This is a genomic window from Bradyrhizobium sp. IC3123 (genome assembly GCF_020193625.1).
Taxonomy (GTDB): Bacteria; Pseudomonadota; Alphaproteobacteria; order Rhizobiales; family Xanthobacteraceae; genus Bradyrhizobium; species Bradyrhizobium yuanmingense.
Genome location: NZ_JADYVF010000002.1, coordinates 732,655 through 754,112, shown reverse-complemented (window position 1 = coordinate 754,112; position 21,458 = coordinate 732,655). Strand labels below are relative to the sequence as shown.

The following is a 21,458-nucleotide window of genomic DNA, read 5'->3' as shown; positions in this document are numbered from 1 at the left end:
CGGAAAGACTCTGGATTGCTTCGCTGCGCTCGCAATGACGATGTGGATGGAGCGAAGCCTTACCGCAGCGGCTTCTTCAGCAGCGAGAAGCGGTCCGGATCGAGGCCCATCGAGGGCTGCAGCATCGGGGCTTCGACGCTGGACATCGTCTTCGCGGGCGGTGCCGAGAACACGGGGTCGTTCGGCACGTCGCGCTGCGAGGTGGCGCCGCGCCAGCGTTCGAGCACGGCGCTGACGAAATGCATGTCGTGGCCGGAGGTGACGGAGGGCACGCTCGAGATGGTGGCCTCGCCGCGCGGCAATTGGTGCGGCGGCACCTCCTTGAAGCGCAAGCGGGTCGGCAGCGCCACGCCTTCGCCGAACGCCAGCACCTCGCGGGTGCCGAGCGAGGGCACGAAGGAGAGCAGGTTCGCGGCGGCGTCCGACACGGCGGCGCGCAGCAGCGCCTGGTCGCGGTCGTTGGCGAGGCGCATCGTGAACAGCGTGTTGCACTGGGAGATGATGGTGGCGTCGAGCTCGGCGGGGCGCTGGGTGATGAGGCCGAGATAGACGCCGTATTTGCGCCCTTCCTTGGCGATGCGCGATACCGCCTTGCGGGTCGGGCCGAAGCCGATGTTGCGATCGGCGGAGGCATAGCGGTGCGCCTCCTCGCAGACGAACAGCAGCGGCGAGACGCCGTCGCTCCACAGGCCGAAATCGAAGGCCATGCGGCAGAGCACCGAGACGACGGAATCGATCACCTCCGCCGGGAAGCCGGCGAGCTGCATCACCGTCATCGGCTTGCCGTTGGCGGGCAGGCGGAACAGATGGCTGATCACCTCGGCCATGGTGTCGCCGCCGACATTGGCATTGTCGAACATGAAGGCGTAGCGCGGGTCGTTGCGCACGGCCTCGATGCGCGAGATCAGCTTGTGATAGATGATGCGCGAGGAGCGGTTCTCGAGCTTGCCCATCCGCTCGTCGATCAGCGACAACAGGTCGACCAGGCGATAGGGCACAGGCGTATCGACGGTATAGCCGATCTGCTTGGGATCGATGCGCTTGAGGCCGATGCGGTCGGCGTTCTGGTACTGGGTGTAGACGCCTTTGGCGAGCGGGATCACCTCGGCGAGGATGTCGAGCTCTTCCGGCACGCCGGCGCGGCCGCCGAACAGCACGTCGACGATTTCCTCGAAGTTGAACAGCCAGAACGGCAGCTTCAGGTTTCGCGGGTTGAGCACCAGCGCGCGGTCGCCGAAGCAGCGGCCATATTCGTTGTGCACGTCGAGCAGGAAGATGCGCAGGTTCGGCCGCGCCTTCAGGATCTCGTTGAGCAGCAGCGAGACGCCGGTCGATTTACCGACGCCGGTCGATCCCAGCACGGCAAAATGCTTGGACAGCATTTCCTCGACGTCGACATAGGCGATGACCGAGCGGTCCTGCTGCAGGAAGCCGACATTGATCTGGTCCGAGCCGGTCGGCGCGTAGATCGTGCGCAGCTCCTGGCTCGTGATCAGGTCGACGGCATCGCCGATGGTCGGATAGTTGGTGACGCCGCGCTGAAATTTGGCCTTGTCCGCGGCATTGAGGATCTCGCCGAGCAGGTCGACCGAGGCGATGGCAATGTAATTGTCGGAGCTCGACAGATTTTCGCAGGAGACCTCCGTGATCATCGCAACGATGACCGAGCTGGCGCAGCGAATGCTGACGAACCGGCCGACGGTGGCCCGCACCTCCGAGATCGGCATCCGGCTTTCCGCCAGAAGCCCAACCCGGGCGAGCGATCCGCGAACCGAAATCACGCGTCCAAAGGATGTCACGATGAATGAACCTGGCAAGAGCAAGGGGAGTTGCCCGGACTATGCGCGGCCGTCGCTGCACAAACGGTTAAACGCCGGACGCGCCGGCTCCGTTAAATCCGCGGTAATTCGGTCGGGAGCCTCGCCGCCAATGCCTGCTTATTGGCAAAATCGCCAGGAAAATGCTGCATTTTCCGGACCTTTCAGGTGAGATGGTCCTTAAGGAAGAGTTTACCATTCGGGCAGGCTGCCCGTCTCGTCCGGAGGCCAGCGGTCAGGCGCCGATCGCAGCAGGATACCGGCTGCTTTGTTGACTGGACCTAATGATTTGTACATTAGTACAAATGAGGCACCGCGCCGAAAGCCCCGCGTCCGCTCCAGGAGGAAGCCATGCAGCCCGAACCGATCCTCGACCTTGCCCACCTCGGCCACATGGAGCTGCTGACGCCGAAGCCCGACGAGAGCCTGAAGTTCTTCGTCGATGTCATGGGCATGACCGTCAGCGGACAGAAGGGCGAGTCGGTCTATTTGCGCGGCTGGGACGATTACGAGCGCTATTCGCTCAAGCTCACGGCGTCGAAGACCTCGGGCATGGGCCACATGGCGCTCCGTGCGCGCAGCCAGCAGGCGCTGGAGCGGCGCGTCGCCGCGCTGAAGGGATCCGGCTTCGACATCGGCTGGATCGACGGCGACATGGGGCAGGGGCCGACCTTCCGCTGCCGCGACCCCGATGGCCACATCGTCGAGCTCTATTACGAGACCGAATGGTATCAGGCGCCGCCGGAGCTCAAGCCCGCACTAAAGAACCAGGCGCAGCGCTTTCCGGCGCGTGGCGTCAACGTCCGCCGGCTCGATCATCTCAATTGCCTCGCCGTCGACATCAAGGCCAACCGCGAGTTCTTCGAGAATTACCTCGGCTGCCGCCTCACCGAGCAGATCGTACTCAACGACGGCCGTGAGGCCGCGATGTGGCTGACGATGTCGAACAAGAGCTACGACTTCGCCTATTCGCTCGATCACTCGGGCGTGCCGGGCCGCTTCCATCACGTCACGTACGCGCTCGACAGCCGTGAGGAGATTCTGCGCGCCGCCGACATTTTTCTAGAGAACGGCGTGCACATCGAGACCGGGCCGCACAAGCACGCGATCCAGCAGACCTTCTTCCTCTATGTCTATGAGCCCGGCGGCAACCGCGTCGAAGTCGCCAATGCCGGCGCGCGTCTCATTCTCGCGCCCGACTGGAAGCCGATCGTGTGGACCGAGGAGGAGCGCAAGAAGGGCCAGGCGTGGGGATTGAAGACGATCGAGTCCTTCCACACCCACGGCACGCCGCCGGTGGAGGTGAAGCACGACTAGCGTATTCACGCAGTGTCATTCCGGGGCGACGCGAAGCGGCGAGCCCGGAATCCATAACCCCGGCTGGTGGTTATGGATTCCGGGCTCCCTCGCTATGCTCGGGCCCCGGAATGACGTTAGTGGGTCGAACTTCGCACCCGCGAGATCGTCTCGCGCACGCCGGTCCAGGCCGGCTTGTCCGGCGCGAACTGCTTGCGCAAAAACGTCACGAGCTCCTCGACCTGTGCATCGCTCATGCTATTCCCGAACGCGGGCATGTAGCCGAGATCGCTGGAGACTGGGTCTGCAATGCCGTGCAGGATCACCTGCACGAGATTATCCGCCTTCGTGCTGTGAACGTTGCTGTTGAGCGCGAGCGAGGGCCGCGTGCCGAACAGCGGCAGGCCGCCGACCTCGTGGCACACGGCGCAGGCGCCTTGATAGAGGCGGGCGCCCGCGGAGGAGGCGACGGTCACTTGCGTTGCGCTCTCGAGCTTGGCGGCGAGCGCATCCGGCGCTGGTGTATCGGCCGTGTCGTTGAAGGAGTTCAGATAGACCGCCATCGCGCGGATGTCCTGGTCGGGCAGGGCTTTGAGATCCCTGACGACAGGCGCCATCGGGCCGGCCGCGACACCGTGGTAACGCGAGTGGCCGGTGCGCAAATAGGCGTAGAGCTCCTCCTCGCTCCACGGAATCGGCGCGTGCGAGAGCGAGGTCAGCGCCGGCGCTTCCCAGCCCTCGGCAAAGCCGCCGGCGAGATAAGCGTTGCGTTGCTCGGCGCCGAGCGCGTTGCGCGGCGAATGACAGCCGCTGCAATGGCCGAGGCCCTCGACCAGATAGGCGCCGCGATTCCATTGCTCCGATTTGGCGGGATCAGGCTTGAACACCTTCGTGTCGTGGAACAGCGCATTCCAGCCCGCGAGCAACGAGCGGAGATTGTAAGGGAAGGCGAGTTCGTTCGGCGGTGCCGTCGCACGCACTGAAGGCTGCGCGATCAGATACGCATAGAGCGCCTGCATGTCCGCGTCGCTGGTCTTTGCAAAATGCGTGTAGGGAAAAGCGGGATAGAGCTGCCGTCCGTCGCGATGCAAGCCATCGCGCATGGCGCGCTCGAAGGCCGGATAGGACCAGGCACCGATACCGGTCTCGACGTCGGGCGTGATGTTGGTCGAATAGATCGTGCCGAATGGCGTCTCCAAGGCGCGGCCGCCGGCGTTGAGCGCGCCGCCAATGCTGGTATGGCACTCCGCGCAATTGCCAAGCGCTGCAAGCTGCTCGCCGCGGGCGATGGTCGCCGCGGAATAGACCGACGCGTCGGGCCGTGCGATCGGCGCAATCGCGCGACCTAGAAGGAGCGCCGCACCGATGCCGATGGCAGCGGTGCAGACGGCTGCGATCGCTGCAGCAATACCGGCGCGCCTGGCGAACGGATTCGCCCAGACCCGGGACGGCCGCGATGCCGCCGGTGCGGGCAGAGCCTGCGGCGTCACCGCCGCATCGCCGCGCAGACCCTTGAGGATTCGCTCAGGCGTGAACGGCGGCTCGCGGAAGCGCACGCCGGTGGCATCGAAGATGGCGTTCGCGATCGCCGCCGCGCTCGGCACCGAGGCGGACTCGCCGACGCCGAGCGGCGGCTGATTCTGCCGCGGCAGCATCAGCACGTCGATCTTGGGCACGTCGGGGAAGGGGATGATGGGGTAGGCGCCCCATTCGCGCGCGGCCACCGTGCCGCGCTCGAACGATACCTCTTCCATCAGCGCGCGGCTGGTGGATTGGATGACGTTGCCCTGGATCTGGTGGCGCACGCCGTCCGGGTTGATCATCAACCCGGAATCCTGTCCCGCGACGACGCGCGTCACGCTGACGTCGCCGGTCGTCTTGTTCACCGCGACGTCGGCAACCCAGGCCGACCACGCCGCGCCATAGCCCGGAAACTTGCTGTGGACGTAGAGCGCGTAGGCAAAGCCGCGGCCGTGCACGACCTCGCCGTCCTTCTCCTCGCGAACGGGGCGGGGCGTCCAGCCCGCGCGCTCGGCCACAGCATTGACGAGATCGACAGCGCGCTGATCCTTCAGGTAGCGCAGACGATATTCGATCGGATCGACGCCGGCCTCGGTTGCGGCTTCGTCGATATAAGATTCATGCGCAAAGGTGTTCGGCAATGCCGAGACGCCGCGGAACCAGGAGGCCCGCACGATCGGCGGCGTGTCGTGGGCAACGACGCGCATGTGCTCGTAATCATAGGGCGGGATCGCGGTGCGGTCGCCCATTTGGAGCACCGCGGGCTCGGGCGAGAGGCGGCCCGTCAGCAGCAGCGCCAGCGTCGGCGCGGCATTCGAGGGATAGCGCGTAGCAAGGTCGTAAGCAGCGATGCTGCCGTCGGCGTCGAGGCCGCCATTGACGTCGATGAGCTGCGCGGTGCCTTTGGGCTCCCAGGCGTGTTCCTGCTCACGTGTCAGCTGCACGCGGACAGGACGGCCGACGGCGCGCGACAGCAGGAGCGCATCGGCGGAGACGTCGTCGGCGCAGTTGCGACCGTAGCAGCCGGCGGCCTCCAGCCGGATCACCTCGATCTCGCTCTCGGGACGCTCGATCAGCAGCGCCAGGTCGCCGCGCAGCACGTGCGGGTTCTGCGTGCCCGACCAGACGCGGATGTTGCCGTCCTGGAAGTCGGCGACGGCGCAGGAAGGGCCGATCGAGGCGTGCATCTGATACGGCCAGAGGTAAGTGCGCTGCATCGGCTTGGCCGCGGCTGATATCGCCTTGTCGACCTCGCCCTTGTCGATCAGCGTGCGCGGCGTCGATGGATTGGCACGCAGGGCCGTCTCGACATCGCCAAGATCGGCAAGCGTCGGCGTCGGCTTCCAGCTCACATTGAGCTGCTCTGCCGCACGGATCGCATTCTCCTCGCGCTCGGCGACGACGCCGACGAAATCGCCGATCCGCACGACGGCGACAAGGCCGGGAATGTCGCGCACGGAGGATTCGTCGACCGCAATGAGGCTGGTGCCGACGAACGGTCCGGCATCGACGCCAGCATAGGGCGGCCGCACCACGCGGCCATGCACCATTCCTGATACTCGGATGTCGTGCACGAAAGTCAGCTCGCCCGTGGCTTTGGCGGGTAGATCGACGCGCGGCACCGACTGGCCGACGATCGCGTAATCGCCGACAGGCTTGAGCGTGGCGTCATCGGCCAGCTCGAGGCGGATTGCCTCGTCGCCGATGAGCTCGCCATAGCTGACGCTGCGATTGTCGTGGCCGCGAACGAGTCCGTCCTCGATCTTGAGCTCGGCTTCGGGCAAGTCCAGGCGTTCCGCCGCGCGCGCGATCAGAAAGTGCCGCGCTTGCGCCGCGGCCTTCCGCAGCGGCACGGCCGTGATCTGGATGGTCTCGCTCGCAATCGTCGCGCCCTGGTTCGGCACCAATGCCGTGTCGCCGAGCACGACGACGACGCGCGCAAAGGAGACGTCGAGCTCTTCGGCGACGATCTGGCCCAGCGCAGTGCGGATGCCGGTGCCGAGATCGACATGGCCGTTATAGGCCGTGACCGAACCGTCCGCGGTGATGCGGACGAAGGTCTCCGACGTGACCTCGTCCACGCTGCGCGCGACGACGAGCGAACCCCCGCGCTCAGCTCCGTTCGTAACAAAGGACGCCATCAATCTGCGGCCTCGGTGAGTTGGCCGGATGCGCGCATCACCGCGCGAAGGATCTCGACATGCGTGCCGCAGCGGCAGAGATTGTAGCGCAGTGCCGCCAGCGCCTCCTGCTCGGTCGGCCGCGGGTTGATCGCGAGCAACGCCTTGGTGGTCATGATCATGCCGTTGAGACAATAGCCGCATTGTGCGGCCTGCTCGTCGATGAAGGCCTGCTGCACGACGTCGGGCTTGTCGCTTGTGCCGAGGCCTTCGAGCGTCACGATGTCGCGCCCGGCGCAGCCGCTCACCGGAATCACGCAGGAGCGTGCCGCCAGTCCGTCGATCAGGACAGTACAGGTGCCGCATTCGCCGAGGCCGCAGCCGTATTTCGGGCCGTTCAGCGCGAGATCATTGCGCAGCACGTAGAGCAGCGGCGTGTCGCGCGCTGCCGTGACCTCGTGGATCCTGCCGTTCACGGTGAGGCGGATCGGTGTCTGCGTCATCCTCGTTCCCAAGCCCAAGACGATATCCAAGATCATGCAATCGCGAAAATTCGGCGCTGCGACGATACCGTTTGTACACAAACGTGCAAGCCATGCATGCCGCACTGCAGCGCGGTTGCCTTCTTTGTGGACAGGGCGGATAGGCAAATGAGGTTTTATGCGGCAGTGGCATCTTTTGCGCTGCACCGCCGCTTGACAGCCCCGGGGCAGCGCGCGCAACATCGTTCGTATACGAATGATAACAGCGGTGTCCGCCGGCTCCGACATGGTGACAGAAACGACGAGCGCCGTCATCGACAAGATCCGCTGCGATGCTTGTCCGGTGATGTGCTACATCAAGCCCGGCGCGGCGGGGGCCTGCGATCGCTATGCCAATCACGACGGCAAGCTGGTCCGCGTCGATCCGCATGTCATCCTGGAGCGCACCGTCTCTCACGGCGGCAAGCTCGTCCCGTTCAGCCGCACCGAGGACTGGGACGGCAAGATCGTCCACGAGCCCTCGACTTTCGTGACGGCGATCGGGGCAGGCACGACCTATCCCGACTACAAGCCGGCGCCGTTCATCGTCTCTGCGGAGGTCGACGGCGTCGACATGGTGACGGTCGTCACCGAGGGCATCTTCTCCTATTGCGGCATCAAGGTGAAGATCGACACCGATCGCTATCTCGGCCCGGAGACCGCGACCGTGCGCGCGCAGGGCGAGGCGGTCGGCCATGTCACCACCAGCGAATACGGCTCGCAGATGCTCTCGCTAGGCGGCGTGCATCATCTCACCGGCGGCTCCAAGAAGGAGGGCCGCGTCACCTGCGACACGCTGATGGACCTCGCCAATTGCAAGGCGGTCGAGCTCACCATCGATGGCGGCGCCACCGTGGTGGTGCAGGCCGGGCAGCCGCCGATCGTCAACGGCGTGAAGGAAGAGCGCATGCGCGTCGGCTGCGGCTCGGCGACGATCGGCATGTTCGCCAAGCAATGGCTCGGCAAGGTGGACGAAGTCGTCGTGGTCGATGACCACATCACCGGCGTGCTCAGCGAGCATCAAGCGGGCAAGCTGCTCGACATCGCCGACACCGGCATCAAGATGAAGGGCCGTCGCTCGACGCCCGGCCGCTATTTCCAGGTGGCCGATCCAGGCACGGGCTGGGGCGGCACCAACATCTCAGATCCCCTGTCGATCCTTGGCCCGTTCGATGCCAAGGAAGCAAAGCCCGGTCTGACCATGCTGATGGTCTCCACCACCGGAGAGCATTCGTCCTATTACGTGCTCGACCAGGCCTTGAAGCCGGTCGAGACCGAGATGCCTGACGACTTGAAGTTCTCGGTCGAGCGCATCCAGGAAAATTGCGAGCCCGCGTTGTGCACGGTGTTGTTCATGGCGGGCGCGGGCGGCTCCTTGCGCGCTGGCGTCACCGACAACCCGGTGCGGCTGACGCGCTCGGTAAAGGATGCGCTGACGCGCGTCACCAGCGGCGGCGCGCCGGTCTATGTCTGGCCCGGCGGCGGCATCACCTACATGGTCGACGTGACGCAGATGCCGTCAGGCGCGTTCGGCTATGTGCCGACACCGGCCCTGGTCGCGCCGATCGAATTCACCATGAAGCTGTCCGACTATGCCGCGCTCGGTGGCCACATGGATTATGTGAAGCCGCTCTCCGAGGTGCAGAGCGGCGACGATGTCCGCCAATTGCCCTGGCAGAACCCGATTCCGGGGCCTCGCACATGACCAGGCGCCCGCAAATCGCATTGCTGTCTGATGGCCGGCGGCTGCATTTGCAGGATGGACCGATCGATCTGATCGTGGAGGCGAGGGGACGTACGGATGCGGTGCGGGTCGCCTATGAGGCTGCGGCGCTGCGGTTCACTGGATTGCTCGACGAGCTTTGCGCGGAATTGCCAGGGCTGCGTACGGCGGTCGAGGAGAAGACCTCGCTGAAGGGCGTTGTCGCCCGCCGCATGCACGCTGCCGTCGCGCCTTATGCCGCCGATTGCTTCATCACGCCGATGGCGGCCGTTGCCGGCAGCGTCGCGGAGGAGATTCTGGCCGCGATGCTGCGCGCTGCACCGCTCGATCGGATTTACGTCAACAATGGTGGCGACATCGCGCTGCATCTCGGTGTGGGCGAGCATTTTTCGGTCGGCCTGATGGATCGTCCCGACCACGACGGCGTGATGCGGAGGATGCGGATCGATGCGGACGATCCGGTGCGGGGCGTCGCGACCAGCGGTCGGCACGGCCGCAGCTTTTCGCTCGGGATCGCCGATGCCGTGACCGTGCTGGCCGCAACCGCTTCGCAGGCCGATGCGGCCGCGACCGTGATCGCCAATGCCGTCGATCTGCCCGGGCATCCCGCAATCATCCGACAGCCTGCGAACGAGCTTCAGCCCGACAGCGATCTGGGCGCGCGCCTCGTGACGCGCGGTGTCGGCGAGCTGTCTCACAATGAGATCGCCGCCGCGCTTGAATCTGGCGCGGAATGTGCACGGCAATTGTTCGATCGCGGACTGATCGAAGGTGCCGTGCTGCGGCTTTGTGGTGATATGCTTGTCATCGGAACAAAGGATATAGAAGAGCAACGATCGCGCCCGCGTGTGCTGGAGAACGCGGTCCATGCCTGAACAGGGAAGCGAAACATGAGCGCGATCATCCGCAAGATCGTCACCGTCGTCGAAGAGACGCAGATGGAGATGGGACGCCAGGTGTCGCCGCCGACCCGGCGTGCCGCCGCGATCGCCGTGATCGAAAATCCTTTCGCCGGAAAATATGTCGAGGATCTTTCGCCGCTGATCGCGATCGGCGAGGAGCTGGGCGAGCTCTTATCGAAGCGCGCGGTGGCGGCGCTCGGCATCGATGGCGCCAAGGCACATAGCTACGGCAAGGCCGCGGCCGTCGGCGAGAACGGCGAGCTGGAGCATGCCGCCGCAATCCTCCACCCCAAGATGGGCGCGCCGGTGCGTAAAGTTCTGGGGAAGGGCGCGGCGCTGATCCCGTCCTCGAAGAAGCGCAGCGGCCCCGGCACGACCCTGGACATTCCGCTGGGGCACAAGGACGCAGCCTTCGTCCGCAGCCATTTCGACGGGATGGAGGTACAGATCAACGATGCGCCGCGCGCCAACGAGATCATGGTCGCGGTCGCCGTCACCGACAGCGGCCGTCCGCTGCCGCGCGTCGGCGGGCTCACGGTCGCGGAGATCAAGGGCGAAGACGGTCTGAGATAGATAGAAGTCGTAGGCGAGTTCAAATTGGAGGTTGGGATGCGAGCAAGAAATACTATCGTCGGCGCGGCCTTCGCGCTTCTGGCGGGCGGCATGGCCCATTCGGCCCTGGCGCAGGACATCAAGATCGGCGAGATCAACAGCTATTCGCTGCTGCCGGCATTCACCGAGCCCTATCGCAAGGGCTGGCAGCTTGCGGTCGAGGAAGTCAACGCGGCCGGCGGCATCAACGGCAAGAAGCTCGTCGTCATCTCCAAGGACGACGGTGGCAAGCCGGCGGATGCGCAGACCGCGGCCAACGAGCTCGTCTCGAGCGAGGGCGTTGCGATGCTCGCCGGCACGTTCCTCTCGAACATCGGCCTTGCGGTCTCTGACTTCGCCAACCAGAAGAAGGTGTTCTTCCTCGCGGCCGAGCCGCTCACGGACGCCATCACCTGGTCCAAGGGCAACAAGTACACCTTCCGCCTGCGTCCCTCCAACTACATGCAGGCCGCGATGCTGGTGGAAGCCGCCAGCAAGCTGCCCGCCAAACGCTGGGCGACGATCGCGCCGAACTACGAATACGGCCAGTCGGCGGTCGCGGTGTTCAAGAAGCTGATGTCGGAGAAGCGCCCCGACATCCAGTGGGTCGACGAGCAATGGCCGCCGCAGGGCAAGATCGACGCCGGCCCGGTGGTGCAGGCGGTTGCCGCCGCCAACCCGGAAGCGATCCTCAACGTCACCTTCGGCGCGGATCTCGTCAAACTCGTGCGCGAAGGCAACACCCGCGGCCTGTTCAAGGGGCGCGAGGTCGTCTCCTTCCTCACCGGCGAGCCCGAATATCTCGACCCGCTCAAGGACGAGACGCCGGAGGGCTGGATCGTCACCGGCTATCCCTGGTACTCGATCAAGACGCCCGAGCATGACGCGTTCCTGAAGGCGTACCAGGCCAAGTACAACGATTATCCGCGTCTCGGCTCGATCGTCGGCTACCAGACCATCAAGTCGGCCGCCGCGATCCTGACGAAGGCTGGCTCGACCGATCCGGAGAAGCTGATTGCCGCGGCGGAGGGGCTTACGATGCCATCGCCGTTCGGCGAGATCACCTTCCGCAAGATCGACCACCAGTCGACGCTCGGGGCCTTCGTCGGCAAGACCGCGCTGAAGGACGGCAAGGGCGTGATGGTGGACTCGTCTTACAAGAAAGGCGCGGACTATCTGCCCAGCGATGCCGAAGTCGCGAAGTTGCGTCCGAAGGATTGATACAACAGAGACCGGGGCCTTCATGGTTCGAGACGCGCGGCGTCGCCGCGCTCCTCACCATGAGGGTCCCGGACCTCATCCTGAGGAGGCGCGGAGCGCCGTTTCGAAGGATGAAGACCAGCACCGAGACCTAACCAACCCGGACCGCCGATGGCCTTTTACGTCGTACAGTTTCTGACCGGTCTCGCCAGCGCAGCGTCGCTGTTTCTGGTGGCCTCGGGCCTGTCGATCATCTTCGGCGTGACCCGGATCGTGAATTTCGCGCATGGCGCCTTCTACATGATCGGCGCCTACATCGCCTTCACGCTGACCGAGCGCTTGTCCGGCGCGTTCGGCTTCTGGGGCGGCATCGTGCTGGCCGCGTTCGCGGTGGCGCTGATCGGCGTCATCGTCGAGATGGTGCTGCTCCGGCGCATCTATCATGCGCCCGAGCTGTTTCAGCTGCTCGCGACCTTCGGCCTGACCTTGATGGTCGAGGATCTCGTCGTGCTGATCTGGGGGCCCGACGATCTCGTCGGCCGCCGCGCGCCGGGCTTCAGGGGCGCGATCGACTTTTTCGGCCAGAACATTCCGAGCTACGATCTGTTCCTGATCGTGCTCGGACCGGTCGTGCTCGGCATTCTCTGGCTGCTGTTCCAGCGCACGCGCTGGGGCGTCTTGGTGCGCGCGGCGACGCAGGATCGCGACATGGTGGCCGCGCTCGGCGTCAACCAAAAGTGGCTGTTCACGTCGGTGTTCGCCGTCGGCGTCTTCCTCGCAGCGCTCGGCGGCGCGCTCCAGATCCCGCGCGATGCCGTGCATCACGCCATGGACCTGCGGATCATCGTCGAGGTCTTCGTCGTGGTCGTGATCGGCGGCCTCGGCAGCATCGTCGGCGCCTTCGTCGCGGCGGTGCTGGTCTCCGAGCTGAATGCCTTCGGCATCCTGATCTTCCCGAAGATCTCGATCATTCTCGTCTTCCTGGTCATGGCGGTGGTGCTGATCGTGCGTCCCTGGGGCCTGTTCGGCAAGCCGGAGGCGGCCGCGCGCAAGACGCCGGGTCTCACCGTCAATCCCTGGCGGCCGCTGACCTCGAACGAGCGGCTGATGGCGCTTGCGGCGCTGATCGTCGCGGCCATGCTGCCGCTGTTCGCCGGCAACTATCTGCTGACCGTGGGCTCGGAGATCGCGATTTTCGTGATCTTCGCCGTCAGCCTGCACTTCCTGATGTCGGTCGGCGGGCTCGCCTCGTTCGGTCACGCCGCCTATTTTGGCCTGGGCGCCTATGGCATCGCCTTCCTCGCCAAGATGGCGGGACTGCCGATGATCGTCTGCCTGCTGCTCGGGCCGCTGCTCGGCTGCATGGGTGCGGCCGTGTTCGGCTTCTTCGCGGTGCAGCTCTCCGGCGTCTATTTCGCAATGCTGACGCTTGCCTTCGCGCAGATCGTCTGGTCGATCGCGTTCCAGTGGGTGGACGTGACCGGCGGCGACAACGGCATTCTCGGCCTCTGGCCATCGAGCTGGGCGGCAAGTCCGTCGCGCTTCTATTGGCTTTCGCTCGGCGTCGCGGCGCTGGTGACTGTCGCGCTGCGGGCCATGGTGTTCTCGCCGTTCGGCTACGCGCTTCGTGCCACGCGCGACTCGGTTTTGCGCAGCGAAGCCATCGGCATCGATGCCAAGCGCATCCAGTGGACCGCCTTCGTGATCGCCGGCACGACCGCCGGCATCGGCGGTGCGCTGTTTGCCTACCTGAAGGGCAGCGTGTTCCCCGACAATCTCGGCATCTCGCTCTCGGTCGACGCGCTGGTCATGGTGCTGCTCGGCGGCGTCGAGACGGTCTCGGGCGCGGTGATCGGCGCCATCGTCTACAAGGCTTTGAACATCTGGCTGGTGAGCCAGACCGATCTGTCGAAGCTCGTGCTCGGCGGCTTCATCATGCTGATCGTCGTCGTCTTCCCCAAGGGCATCGTCGGCACGCTGGAGATGCTGGCGCAGCGCCGCAAGAAAGCATCGCCGCCGGGATCACCTTTGCTCGCCAAGCCGATCGAGTCTGCCGAATGAGCGTCGCACCTCCACTTCTCGCGGTCGAAGGCCTGACCAAATCCTATGGCGGCATCCATGCCGTGCGAGGCGTCTCGTTCTCGCTGCGGGCCGGCGAGATCCTGGCGCTGATCGGGCCGAACGGCGCTGGAAAAAGCACCTGCTTCGACATGCTCAACGGCCAGAACATGCCTGATAGCGGCCACGTTCGCCTGCTTGGCGAGGAGATCACCGGCCGGAAGCCGCGTGAGGTCTGGCGGCTCGGCGTCGGCCGCACCTTCCAGATCACCGCGACCTTCGCCACCATGACCGTGCGGGAGAACGTGCAGGTCGCGCTGATCTCGCACGGCAAGCAGCTGTTCAATCTGTTCGGCTCGGCGCCGAAGTTCGATCGCGACGAGGCCGGCCGCCTGCTCGAGCTGGTCGGCATGGGCGGCTATGCGGACCGGCCCTGCGGCGAGCTTGCCTATGGCGATCTCAAGCGGCTCGAGCTTGCGGTTGCGCTCGCCAACCAGCCCAAACTGCTGCTGATGGACGAGCCGACGGCCGGAATGGCACCGCGCGAGCGCGTCGAATTGATGCGGCTGACCGCGCGCATTGCCCGAGAAAAATCCATCGGCGTGCTCTTCACCGAGCACGACATGGACGTGGTGTTCGAGCATGCCGATCGCATCCTCGTGCTCAACCGCGGGACGTTGATCGCGGAGGGCTCGCCGGCGGAAGTGCGCGGCAATCCCCAGGTGCAGGCGGTCTATCTCGGCGAGGGCCTGGTCTACGATTCCCGCCACCGCGAGGGAGCCTCCACATGAAGCTCACGGTGCAGGACCTCAACAGCCATTATGGTCCGGCGCATATCCTGTTCGACATCGGCTTCGAGGTCGGCGAGGGCGAGGTGGTGGCACTGCTGGGACGCAACGGCGCCGGCAAGTCGACGACGTTCCGGTCGATCGTCGGCCTCGTCGCGCAGCGCTCCGGCCGCATCACGTTCGAGGGCAAGGACGTTTCGTCGAAGCCGACACACGAGATCGTGCGCGAGGGCCTTGGCTACGTGCCGGAGGAGCGGCGCATCTTCACGGACCTGACCGTCGAGGAAAACCTCGAAGTCGGCCGCCAGCCGAAGCGTCCGAATGCGCCGCACTGGACGCGCGAAAAGCTGTTCGCGCTGTTTCCTAACCTCGGCGAGATGAAGAACCGCCCGGGCGGACGAATGAGCGGCGGCGAGCAGCAGATGCTCACCATTGCGCGCACGCTGATGGGCAATCCCTCGCTGGTGCTGCTGGACGAGCCGTCGGAGGGCCTGTCGCCGAAGATCGTGGAGCAGATGGTTGATGCCATCCTGACCATGAAGAAGGAAGGCGTCAGCATCGTCGTCTCCGAGCAAAATCTGCATTTCGCGCGGCTGATTTCGGATCGCGCCTACATCATCGAGCGCGGCCGCATCTGCTTCGGCGGCACCATGGCCGAGCTCGACGCGCGCCCGGATATCCGCGACGCGCATCTGTCGTTGTGAGGCAAGGGGAAGGGCTGCGAACGGATGGCGAGAAGCGTTGCGGCAAAGAAAAGTGTCAAACCGGCGAAACCGCCTTACGTGCTCGACGAACAGGTCGGCTTCATCCTGCGCCAGGTCTGGCAGCGCCACAGCTCGATCTTCGCCCGCGACATCGGCACCAATCTGACGCCGACGCAATGGGCGGCGCTGTCGAAACTGGCCGAGACCGGGCCGTGCTCGCAGAATCAGCTCGGGCGCCTGACGGCGATGGACGTCGCGACCATCAAGGGCGTGATCGATCGTCTCACCGCGCGCGGCCTCACCGAGACGAGCCAGGATCCCGAGGACGGCCGCCGCCTGCTCGTGAGCCTGACCCGTGCCGGTCAGCAGCTTGCCGAAAAGCTGGCGCCGAACGCGCTGGCGATCACCCGCGAGACGCTGGCGCCGCTCGAGGCGAAAGAGCGCGAGACGCTGATGATGCTGCTGAACAAGCTCAGGTGAAGGTTTCGTAGGGCGGGCAATGCGAAGCGTGCCCGCCATCCTTTCTCGAGTCGCAAAAAATCGTGGGCACGGCACTTCGCGCGTTGACCACCCTACGGCAGTTGAACAAGGTGCCGGAACTGGCGACTAACCTTGATGAAGGGTTTATCGAGGTTTTGGTCATGAGAGTTGCGACGCGCTTTGCGGTTGTCTTGAGTCTTGGTGCCGTGCTCGCCGGCCAATGCGCTCCCGCCTTGGCGGCGCAGCCTTACGAAGGCTTCTGGGCCTCGACCAAAAAGGACTGTCGCGACGACGACAGTCCCAACCGCATGAGCATCGAGGGCGGCAATCGCCTGTACTGGTATGAGACGCGGTGCCGCGCCAGCCAGATCACGGCCGACGGAAGGCTCGGCTGGAAAATGAAGCTGGCCTGCGAAGGCGAGGGCGAAAAATTCCGCTCCAATCCTCGCGTCTCCGTCGCTGCGGATGGCAGGCTGGTGATGGACAACGGTCCAGTTGGGCGGGCCAAGCGCCAGACCTATGTGCGCTGTGAGATTGCGAAGAAGCGCTGATCTCTTACGTCTTTCCCGGCCATTTGGCGCGGTAGCGGATTTCGCTGCCGTCACCAAGCCGCCGCCACGTTCCGAATTCCGGCGTATGCGGCGCGCGGGCCGTCAAATCGATCGGATAGATCCGGCTCGGCTGGCCCTGGATGTTGATGGCGAGCTGCCGGTGCGAGGTTCGAAACGCCAGCTCGACTTCGCCGGCGATAACCGCCTGGTCGCCATCGCGATAGAACGCGGCCGGACTGACTTCGCCCGGCATGGTGTTGATGTCGGTTTGCAGTTCGATGGTGATGTCCTGCGCCGATGTTGGCACCGTTACTCCCGCCGGAAAGCGGACCTCGAACACGAGCAGGGGATTGGCGCCGTTGCGGTTGAGCCAGGGCGTTGCGGTCGCGTATGCGTACGCAATGTAGGCGCCGAGGCCGGCGGTGCAGAGCAGGGCGACGATGCCGAGCGACTTCAAGCTGTTCCGCGCGACGCCGCCGACGCCTGCGTCCTGCCCTGCATTTTTGCCTGAACGCGTCACGAGCCAATTGGCGAGGACCGCGCCGGCGATTGCACCGGTGGGCGAGTAGACGAACAGTCCCAGCAGACCCGATGTGATCGGGTCCGCACGGTTGCCGACATCGAGGAGAGAAAACAGCACAAAGATCGCGATATAGCCCGCCACCGCGCCAGCGACGCCCACGGCTATCCGTGATGGGTCCTTCATGTCAGCCTCGATGGTCGAACAATGAACTGCCGCCGCCGAGGGCTGCCTGCGTTAGACGCAACAGGCTTGCGACTTGTTCAATGCCTTCGAGGGACGGTGCGAGCGGCGGGCCGCTCCGGCTGCATCACTTCGCCACCACCTCCGGCACCTTGCCGGCGGGCGGCGTGTTGCGGCTGCGCTGGGTGCGGACGATGCCGTCGATGATGGTCATTCCGATGCCGGGGAGATCGCCGAGCTGAACGCTCTCCAGGATGTTCTTGCCCGGCGAGTGCTGGGCCTTGTCCATGATGACGAAGTCGGCGGAGCGGCCGACCTCGATCAGGCCGCAGTCGAGCTGGCGCATCCGGGCGGTGTTGCCGGTGGCAAGGCAGAATGCGATCTCGGCCGGGAGGTCGCCGAGCGAGGACAGCATCGAGACCATGCGCAGAATGCCGAGCGGCTGCACGCCGGAGCCGGCGGGCGCGTCGGTACCAAGGATGACGCGATGCAGGTCGCCCATCTCGCGGGCGGTGCGCAGCGTGAACAGGGCCGAGCGCTCATTGCCGTTGTGCACGAGCTCGAGGCCGCGCTTGCAGCCCTCGCAGATGCAGCGGATCTGGTCGTCGGGCAGAGCAGTGTGGCCGCCGTTGATGTGGCCGACCACGTCGGTGTCGGCCTCAAGCACCACGTCCTTGTCGATCAGGCCGGAGCCGGGGATCGACGGGCCGCCGGTGTGGATGGTGCTCTGGATACCGTATTTGCGCGCCCAGCCGACCATCTTCCGCGCGGTCGGGCCGTCCTTGACGCCGCCGAGGCCGACCTCGCCGAGCAGCTTGACGCCGTTGGCCGCCATCTCCTTGAAGTCCTCTTCCACCATCTCGCATTCGATCACCGGTGCGCCGGCGTGAACCTTCACCCCGCCAGGACGCAAGGTCCAGAATGCGCGCTGGGCGAACACGGCCATGGCCTTGAGGCCGACGACGTCGCGGGGTCGGCCAGGCATGTGCACCTCGCCGGCGGAGATCATGGTGGTGACGCCGCCGTGCAGATAGCTGTCGATCCAGTTGATCTGGTTCTGCCGCGGCGTCCAGTCGCCGGCGACAGGGTGGACGTGGCTGTCGATCAGGCCCGGCGCCACCGTGGTGCCGTTGGCGTCGACGATGGTGGTGGCGCCTTCGGTATTGACCTCCTTGAAGCGGCCGATCGCGCTGATCTTGCCGTTCTCGGCGACGATGGTGTCGCCGTCCAGGATCGGCTTTTCCAAAGCGCCGGACAGGATCAGGCCGATATTGCGGATCACCAGCTTCGAGGGTCCGGTGGCCTGGGGTGCGTCATGCGCCATGGAAGGGGCTCCTTATTCCTAACTGCAACGCTTCCGATCTTGGGCAGCCTTGACCGCGGGATCAAGCCGGATTATTCATTAGTATACGAATGATCGTGTACAAACGACGCATAGCTGCCGGCCTCGGAACCGCAATCGACGCGACAGGGAAGGTGAGATGAGCAATTTCAATCAAGAAAGCGTTTTGAGCGTCCACCACTGGACCGATACGCTGTTCTCCTTCAAGACCACCCGCAGCCCGACCTTCCGCTTCCGCAACGGCGAATTCACCATGATCGGGCTCAGGGTCGGCGAGAAGCCGCTGCTGCGGGCCTACAGCGTCGCCAGCGCCAATTACGAGGACACGCTGGAATTCTTCTCGATCAAGGTGCCGGACGGACCGCTGACCTCGCGCCTCCAACATCTGAAGGAAGGCGACGAGATCATCGTCAGCCGCAAGGCCACCGGCACACTGGTGATCGACAATCTGGAAGAGGGACGTAACCTCTACCTGATCGGCACCGGCACGGGTCTTGCGCCGTTCCTGAGCGTGATCAAGGATCCCGAGACCTACGAGCGGTTCGAGAAGGTGGTGCTGCTGCACGGCTGTCGGCACGTCAAGGAGCTCGCCTATGGCGAGATGATCACCGAGCATCTGCCGAAGGACGAGCTGCTCGGCGAGTACATCCAGAACCAGCTGATTTACTATCCGACCGTGACGCGCGATCCCTTCCGCAATCGCGGCCGCATCACCGATCTCATCACCTCAGGCAAGCTGTTCGCCGATATCGGCCTGCCGGTGCTGGAAGCCGCCCATGACCGCGTCATGATCTGCGGCAGCCCGGCCCTGGTGGCGGACACCCGTGTCCTCCTGGGTGAGCGCGGCTTCGTCGAGGGCAATCACGGCGAGCCTGCCCAGTTCGTGGTCGAGAAGGCCTTCGCCGAGCGCTGAAGCGTTTTCGAGCGAAGTGGATACCGGTTCGCGTCAAGAAGACCCGCCCAAATAAGAATCAAGGGCCCCGTTGCGGGGCTCCAGATCCGGAATTTCTGCGCGAGAAGATCGCATTTTCGCCACCGCCGGGGCGTTGCGGCGCCGATTCGGCGCACGATACTATGTGGGACCGAATCAGCGGAGTTCCCACATGGTTGCGGACAGCGACAGCAACATCGCCTGGCACCGGGTTCAGTTGAAGAAGAACCGCGCCGAGCTGAAGGCGCTGGAGACCGCGCGCTTCACGATGGGCGAGATCGCCACCTCGAAGCGCAACGGCCAGACGCAGAAGACGATCGCGGAACTCAAGCGCAAGATCGCACAGTCGGAGCGCGCCATCGCCGATCACGACAAACGGACGCGCCGTCCACTCGCAACCGACCTGCAGAGCCTCAGCAATGGCAGCTGGAGCCATTGGGACGCCTACACCCAACAGCAGCGCAAGAGCGGCCAGCGCTCCTCCGGGCGCGGATAGCCGCGGCTCGCCACGCCCGCGGCCGACGAGCAGACGCACCCTTGCGCCGGCCGCGCCGCGCACCATCTCGGTGATACGCCACCAATCGTTCCGGTGATCACATGACAGCGCGCCTCGATTTCACCAGCGAGGCCTTCTTTCGCGATCCGCCCAAGGCGATCGCGAAATTGCGCATGTCCGCACCCGTGGTCGCGACGCCGTTTCCCATCGTCGGCGATGTCTGGATCACCACGACCCATGACGCCACGGCGCAGGTTCTGAAGGACGGCGCGACCTTCACGTTGCGCAAGGAGGATGGCGACATCGCGGGCTTGCGCTGGTGGATGCCGAGATTCGTCAGGACCATCGCCAACAACATGCTGACGATGGACGAGCCGGATCACACGCGGCTGCGCAGCATCGTCGACGAAGCGTTTCGCCGCCGCGCGATCGTTGCGATGGAGCCGCGCATCCGGGCCATCGCTGACGGTCTGGCCGACGAGCTGTTCGCGCAAGGATCCCCGGCCGATCTGGTCCAGCGCTATGCGCGCATCCTGCCGCTCGCGGTGATCTCGGAGCTGCTCGGCCTGCCGCTCGCAGATCGTCCAAAGTTCATCGCCTGGGCCAACGCGATATCCTCGCTGACGAATGTCGTCAGCTTCTTCCGCCTGCTGTTCGCGGTGCGCAAGATGCGCGCCTACCTCGAGCAGCAGTTGCAGATCGCGCGTGTCCAGGGCGGCGAGGGCCTGATTGCCGAGCTGATTCAGGTCGAGCGCGAAGGCGGCCAGATCACGCCGGATGAAATGGTCTCGATGGTGTTTCTGTTGCTCGGGGCGGGATCGGAAACCACCACCCATCTCATCAGCGGTTCCATCTACGAGCTGCTCAGGAATCCCGAACGGCGCGATTGGCTGGAACAGGATTGGAGCCGTGTCGGGCTCGCAGTCGAGGAGTTTCTGCGCTTCGTCTCACCGGTGCAATTCTCCAAGCCGCGCTACGTGCGGCGCGATGTCGAGGTCGAGGGCGTGCGCCTGAAGAAGGGCGATCGCGTCATGGTGATGCTCGCCGCTGCGAACATGGATCCCGCGGTACATGATCGTCCCGAGACCCTCGATCTCGAACGCAAGCCGAACCGCCATATCTCGTTCGGCACGGGAATCCACTTCTGTCTCGGCCATCAGCTCGCGCGCATCGAGGCGGCCTGTGCGCTGGAGGCGCTGTTCGTGCGTTGGCCGAAATTGAGTCTTGCCGTCGATGCCGCTGAAATCCGCTGGCGCAGGCGGCCGGGCTTGCGCGCGATCGCGAAGCTTCCCGTCACGGCAGAGGGCCGCGGAACAGAGACGACTGCACGCAGCGGAACGAGGCACGATCGTTCCCTCACCGCGGCGAACTGACGTCGGCGGCGCCCTTTCGGAAAATCTTTGCCTGTTGTGATCGGCCAGGAACGGTGTGCCGTTCGTGCTGTTGTCATCCCGACATGACGCGGAGGGGAGTTCCTTGGGGCGCATGTCGCAGATCGACGTCTTAACGGGAGACCAGATCATGGCCAGCAAGATGCCACCTGTTCCACCGGACAATCAGAGCCGCAAGGGAACCGGCGATCGCAAGCAGATGTCTGCCGATCAGATGCCGCACGGTCAGGAGCGTGTACAGAATCCAGATCAGCAGGGACAGCAGGGCAACATCAAGCAGAACACGACCAACCAAGGCTATCAGCAAGATCGCTGAGGAGGAC

General features: G+C 64.9%; 19 protein-coding genes. 14 read left to right on the top strand and 5 right to left on the bottom strand.

The window, feature by feature from the left end:
* Window positions 1-59 precede the first annotated feature (59 nt).
* Window positions 60-1,799, bottom strand: a complete 1,740-nt coding sequence (locus tag I6F20_RS09130) for an ATP-binding protein (RefSeq protein ID WP_036001369.1) — start codon at window positions 1,797-1,799, stop codon at window positions 60-62.
* Between the two features lie 369 nt (window positions 1,800-2,168).
* On the opposite strand from I6F20_RS09130, the gene I6F20_RS09125 reads away from it, so the two are divergent.
* Window positions 2,169-3,134: a catechol 2,3-dioxygenase gene (locus tag I6F20_RS09125; RefSeq protein WP_036001365.1), complete on the top strand. Its 966-nt coding sequence runs from the start codon at window positions 2,169-2,171 to the stop codon at window positions 3,132-3,134.
* A 116-nt stretch (window positions 3,135-3,250) separates the two neighbouring features.
* On the opposite strand, the gene I6F20_RS09120 is transcribed toward I6F20_RS09125, so the two are convergent.
* Window positions 3,251-6,775 carry a molybdopterin cofactor-binding domain-containing protein gene (locus I6F20_RS09120; protein WP_225125839.1) on the bottom strand — a complete coding sequence of 1,175 codons (3,525 nt, stop codon included), beginning with the start codon at window positions 6,773-6,775 and terminating at the stop codon, window positions 3,251-3,253.
* A complete protein-coding gene (locus I6F20_RS09115) occupies window positions 6,775-7,257 on the bottom strand; it encodes a (2Fe-2S)-binding protein (RefSeq protein ID WP_157282298.1) in 483 nt (160 codons plus the stop codon). The genes I6F20_RS09120 and I6F20_RS09115 overlap by 1 nt, the downstream gene beginning before the upstream one ends.
* Before the next feature lie 265 nt (window positions 7,258-7,522).
* Between I6F20_RS09115 and I6F20_RS09110 the strand changes: the two genes are divergently transcribed.
* The 9 genes from I6F20_RS09110 (at window position 7,523) to I6F20_RS09070 (ending at window position 16,272) form a co-directional block, all read left to right on the top strand.
* A complete protein-coding gene (locus I6F20_RS09110) occupies window positions 7,523-8,980 on the top strand; it encodes a 6-hydroxynicotinate reductase (protein ID WP_225126018.1) in 1,458 nt (485 codons plus the stop codon).
* The gene (locus I6F20_RS09105; RefSeq protein WP_225125837.1) at window positions 8,977-9,873 is read left to right on the top strand and encodes a UPF0280 family protein; all 897 of its coding nucleotides are present in this window, start codon (window positions 8,977-8,979) and stop codon (window positions 9,871-9,873) included. Before I6F20_RS09110 ends, I6F20_RS09105 begins: the two co-directional genes overlap by 4 nt.
* A gap of 15 nt (window positions 9,874-9,888) precedes the next feature.
* Window positions 9,889-10,473: an amino acid synthesis family protein gene (locus tag I6F20_RS09100; protein ID WP_025035619.1), complete on the top strand. Its 585-nt coding sequence runs from the start codon at window positions 9,889-9,891 to the stop codon at window positions 10,471-10,473.
* A 36-nt stretch (window positions 10,474-10,509) separates the two neighbouring features.
* On the top strand, window positions 10,510-11,712 hold the full coding sequence (locus I6F20_RS09095; RefSeq protein ID WP_036001355.1) for an ABC transporter substrate-binding protein: 1,203 nt from the start codon (window positions 10,510-10,512) through the stop codon (window positions 11,710-11,712).
* Between the two features lie 150 nt (window positions 11,713-11,862).
* Window positions 11,863-13,752 carry an ABC transporter permease gene (locus I6F20_RS09090; protein ID WP_057028848.1) on the top strand — a complete coding sequence of 630 codons (1,890 nt, stop codon included), beginning with the start codon at window positions 11,863-11,865 and terminating at the stop codon, window positions 13,750-13,752.
* Window positions 13,749-14,540: an ABC transporter ATP-binding protein gene (locus I6F20_RS09085; RefSeq protein WP_109144118.1), complete on the top strand. Its 792-nt coding sequence runs from the start codon at window positions 13,749-13,751 to the stop codon at window positions 14,538-14,540. Before I6F20_RS09090 ends, I6F20_RS09085 begins: the two co-directional genes overlap by 4 nt.
* Window positions 14,537-15,241 carry an ABC transporter ATP-binding protein gene (locus tag I6F20_RS09080; RefSeq protein WP_172786252.1) on the top strand — a complete coding sequence of 235 codons (705 nt, stop codon included), beginning with the start codon at window positions 14,537-14,539 and terminating at the stop codon, window positions 15,239-15,241. Before I6F20_RS09085 ends, I6F20_RS09080 begins: the two co-directional genes overlap by 4 nt.
* A 24-nt stretch (window positions 15,242-15,265) precedes the next feature.
* Complete coding sequence (locus I6F20_RS09075; RefSeq protein WP_036001344.1) at window positions 15,266-15,721, top strand: MarR family winged helix-turn-helix transcriptional regulator; 456 nt, start codon at window positions 15,266-15,268, stop codon at window positions 15,719-15,721.
* A 161-nt stretch (window positions 15,722-15,882) separates the two neighbouring features.
* Entirely contained in the window at window positions 15,883-16,272 is a 390-nt protein-coding gene (locus tag I6F20_RS09070) for a hypothetical protein (protein ID WP_225171382.1), read from the top strand.
* A gap of 4 nt (window positions 16,273-16,276) precedes the next feature.
* Here the strand turns inward: I6F20_RS09070 and I6F20_RS09065 are convergent, their stop codons facing one another.
* Window positions 16,277-16,978, bottom strand: a complete 702-nt coding sequence (locus I6F20_RS09065; RefSeq protein WP_036001338.1) for a hypothetical protein — start codon at window positions 16,976-16,978, stop codon at window positions 16,277-16,279.
* Between the two features lie 124 nt (window positions 16,979-17,102).
* Window positions 17,103-18,299, bottom strand: coding sequence for an amidohydrolase family protein (locus I6F20_RS09060; protein ID WP_036001335.1), 1,197 nt, complete (start codon window positions 18,297-18,299; stop codon window positions 17,103-17,105).
* A gap of 157 nt (window positions 18,300-18,456) precedes the next feature.
* Between I6F20_RS09060 and I6F20_RS09055 the strand changes: the two genes are divergently transcribed.
* From I6F20_RS09055 to I6F20_RS09040, 4 genes are all read left to right on the top strand, one after another.
* Entirely contained in the window at window positions 18,457-19,230 is a 774-nt protein-coding gene (locus tag I6F20_RS09055) for a ferredoxin--NADP reductase (RefSeq protein ID WP_109144114.1), read from the top strand.
* Between the two features lie 190 nt (window positions 19,231-19,420).
* Window positions 19,421-19,744: a hypothetical protein gene (locus I6F20_RS09050; RefSeq protein WP_036001330.1), complete on the top strand. Its 324-nt coding sequence runs from the start codon at window positions 19,421-19,423 to the stop codon at window positions 19,742-19,744.
* Window positions 19,745-19,845: 101 nt separating this feature from the next.
* The gene (locus tag I6F20_RS09045; protein ID WP_225125835.1) at window positions 19,846-21,117 is read left to right on the top strand and encodes a cytochrome P450; all 1,272 of its coding nucleotides are present in this window, start codon (window positions 19,846-19,848) and stop codon (window positions 21,115-21,117) included.
* A 148-nt stretch (window positions 21,118-21,265) separates the two neighbouring features.
* Window positions 21,266-21,451, top strand: a complete 186-nt coding sequence (locus I6F20_RS09040) for a hypothetical protein (RefSeq protein ID WP_036001413.1) — start codon at window positions 21,266-21,268, stop codon at window positions 21,449-21,451.
* Window positions 21,452-21,458 lie beyond the last annotated feature (7 nt).

Coding starts and splice junctions, on each gene's coding strand:
- I6F20_RS09125 (WP_036001365.1), top strand. CDS start 2,169: ATGCAGCCCGAACCGATCCTCGACCTTGCCCACCTCGGCCACATGGAG.
- I6F20_RS09120 (WP_225125839.1), bottom strand. CDS start 6,775: ATGGCGTCCTTTGTTACGAACGGAGCTGAGCGCGGGGGTTCGCTCGTC.
- I6F20_RS09115 (WP_157282298.1), bottom strand. CDS start 7,257: ATGACGCAGACACCGATCCGCCTCACCGTGAACGGCAGGATCCACGAG.
- I6F20_RS09110 (WP_225126018.1), top strand. CDS start 7,523: ATGGTGACAGAAACGACGAGCGCCGTCATCGACAAGATCCGCTGCGAT.
- I6F20_RS09105 (WP_225125837.1), top strand. CDS start 8,977: ATGACCAGGCGCCCGCAAATCGCATTGCTGTCTGATGGCCGGCGGCTG.
- I6F20_RS09100 (WP_025035619.1), top strand. CDS start 9,889: ATGAGCGCGATCATCCGCAAGATCGTCACCGTCGTCGAAGAGACGCAG.
- I6F20_RS09095 (WP_036001355.1), top strand. CDS start 10,510: ATGCGAGCAAGAAATACTATCGTCGGCGCGGCCTTCGCGCTTCTGGCG.
- I6F20_RS09090 (WP_057028848.1), top strand. CDS start 11,863: ATGGCCTTTTACGTCGTACAGTTTCTGACCGGTCTCGCCAGCGCAGCG.
- I6F20_RS09085 (WP_109144118.1), top strand. CDS start 13,749: ATGAGCGTCGCACCTCCACTTCTCGCGGTCGAAGGCCTGACCAAATCC.
- I6F20_RS09080 (WP_172786252.1), top strand. CDS start 14,537: ATGAAGCTCACGGTGCAGGACCTCAACAGCCATTATGGTCCGGCGCAT.
- I6F20_RS09075 (WP_036001344.1), top strand. CDS start 15,266: ATGGCGAGAAGCGTTGCGGCAAAGAAAAGTGTCAAACCGGCGAAACCG.
- I6F20_RS09070 (WP_225171382.1), top strand. CDS start 15,883: ATGAGAGTTGCGACGCGCTTTGCGGTTGTCTTGAGTCTTGGTGCCGTG.
- I6F20_RS09065 (WP_036001338.1), bottom strand. CDS start 16,978: ATGAAGGACCCATCACGGATAGCCGTGGGCGTCGCTGGCGCGGTGGCG.
- I6F20_RS09060 (WP_036001335.1), bottom strand. CDS start 18,299: ATGGCGCATGACGCACCCCAGGCCACCGGACCCTCGAAGCTGGTGATC.
- I6F20_RS09055 (WP_109144114.1), top strand. CDS start 18,457: ATGAGCAATTTCAATCAAGAAAGCGTTTTGAGCGTCCACCACTGGACC.
- I6F20_RS09050 (WP_036001330.1), top strand. CDS start 19,421: ATGGTTGCGGACAGCGACAGCAACATCGCCTGGCACCGGGTTCAGTTG.
- I6F20_RS09045 (WP_225125835.1), top strand. CDS start 19,846: ATGACAGCGCGCCTCGATTTCACCAGCGAGGCCTTCTTTCGCGATCCG.
- I6F20_RS09040 (WP_036001413.1), top strand. CDS start 21,266: ATGGCCAGCAAGATGCCACCTGTTCCACCGGACAATCAGAGCCGCAAG.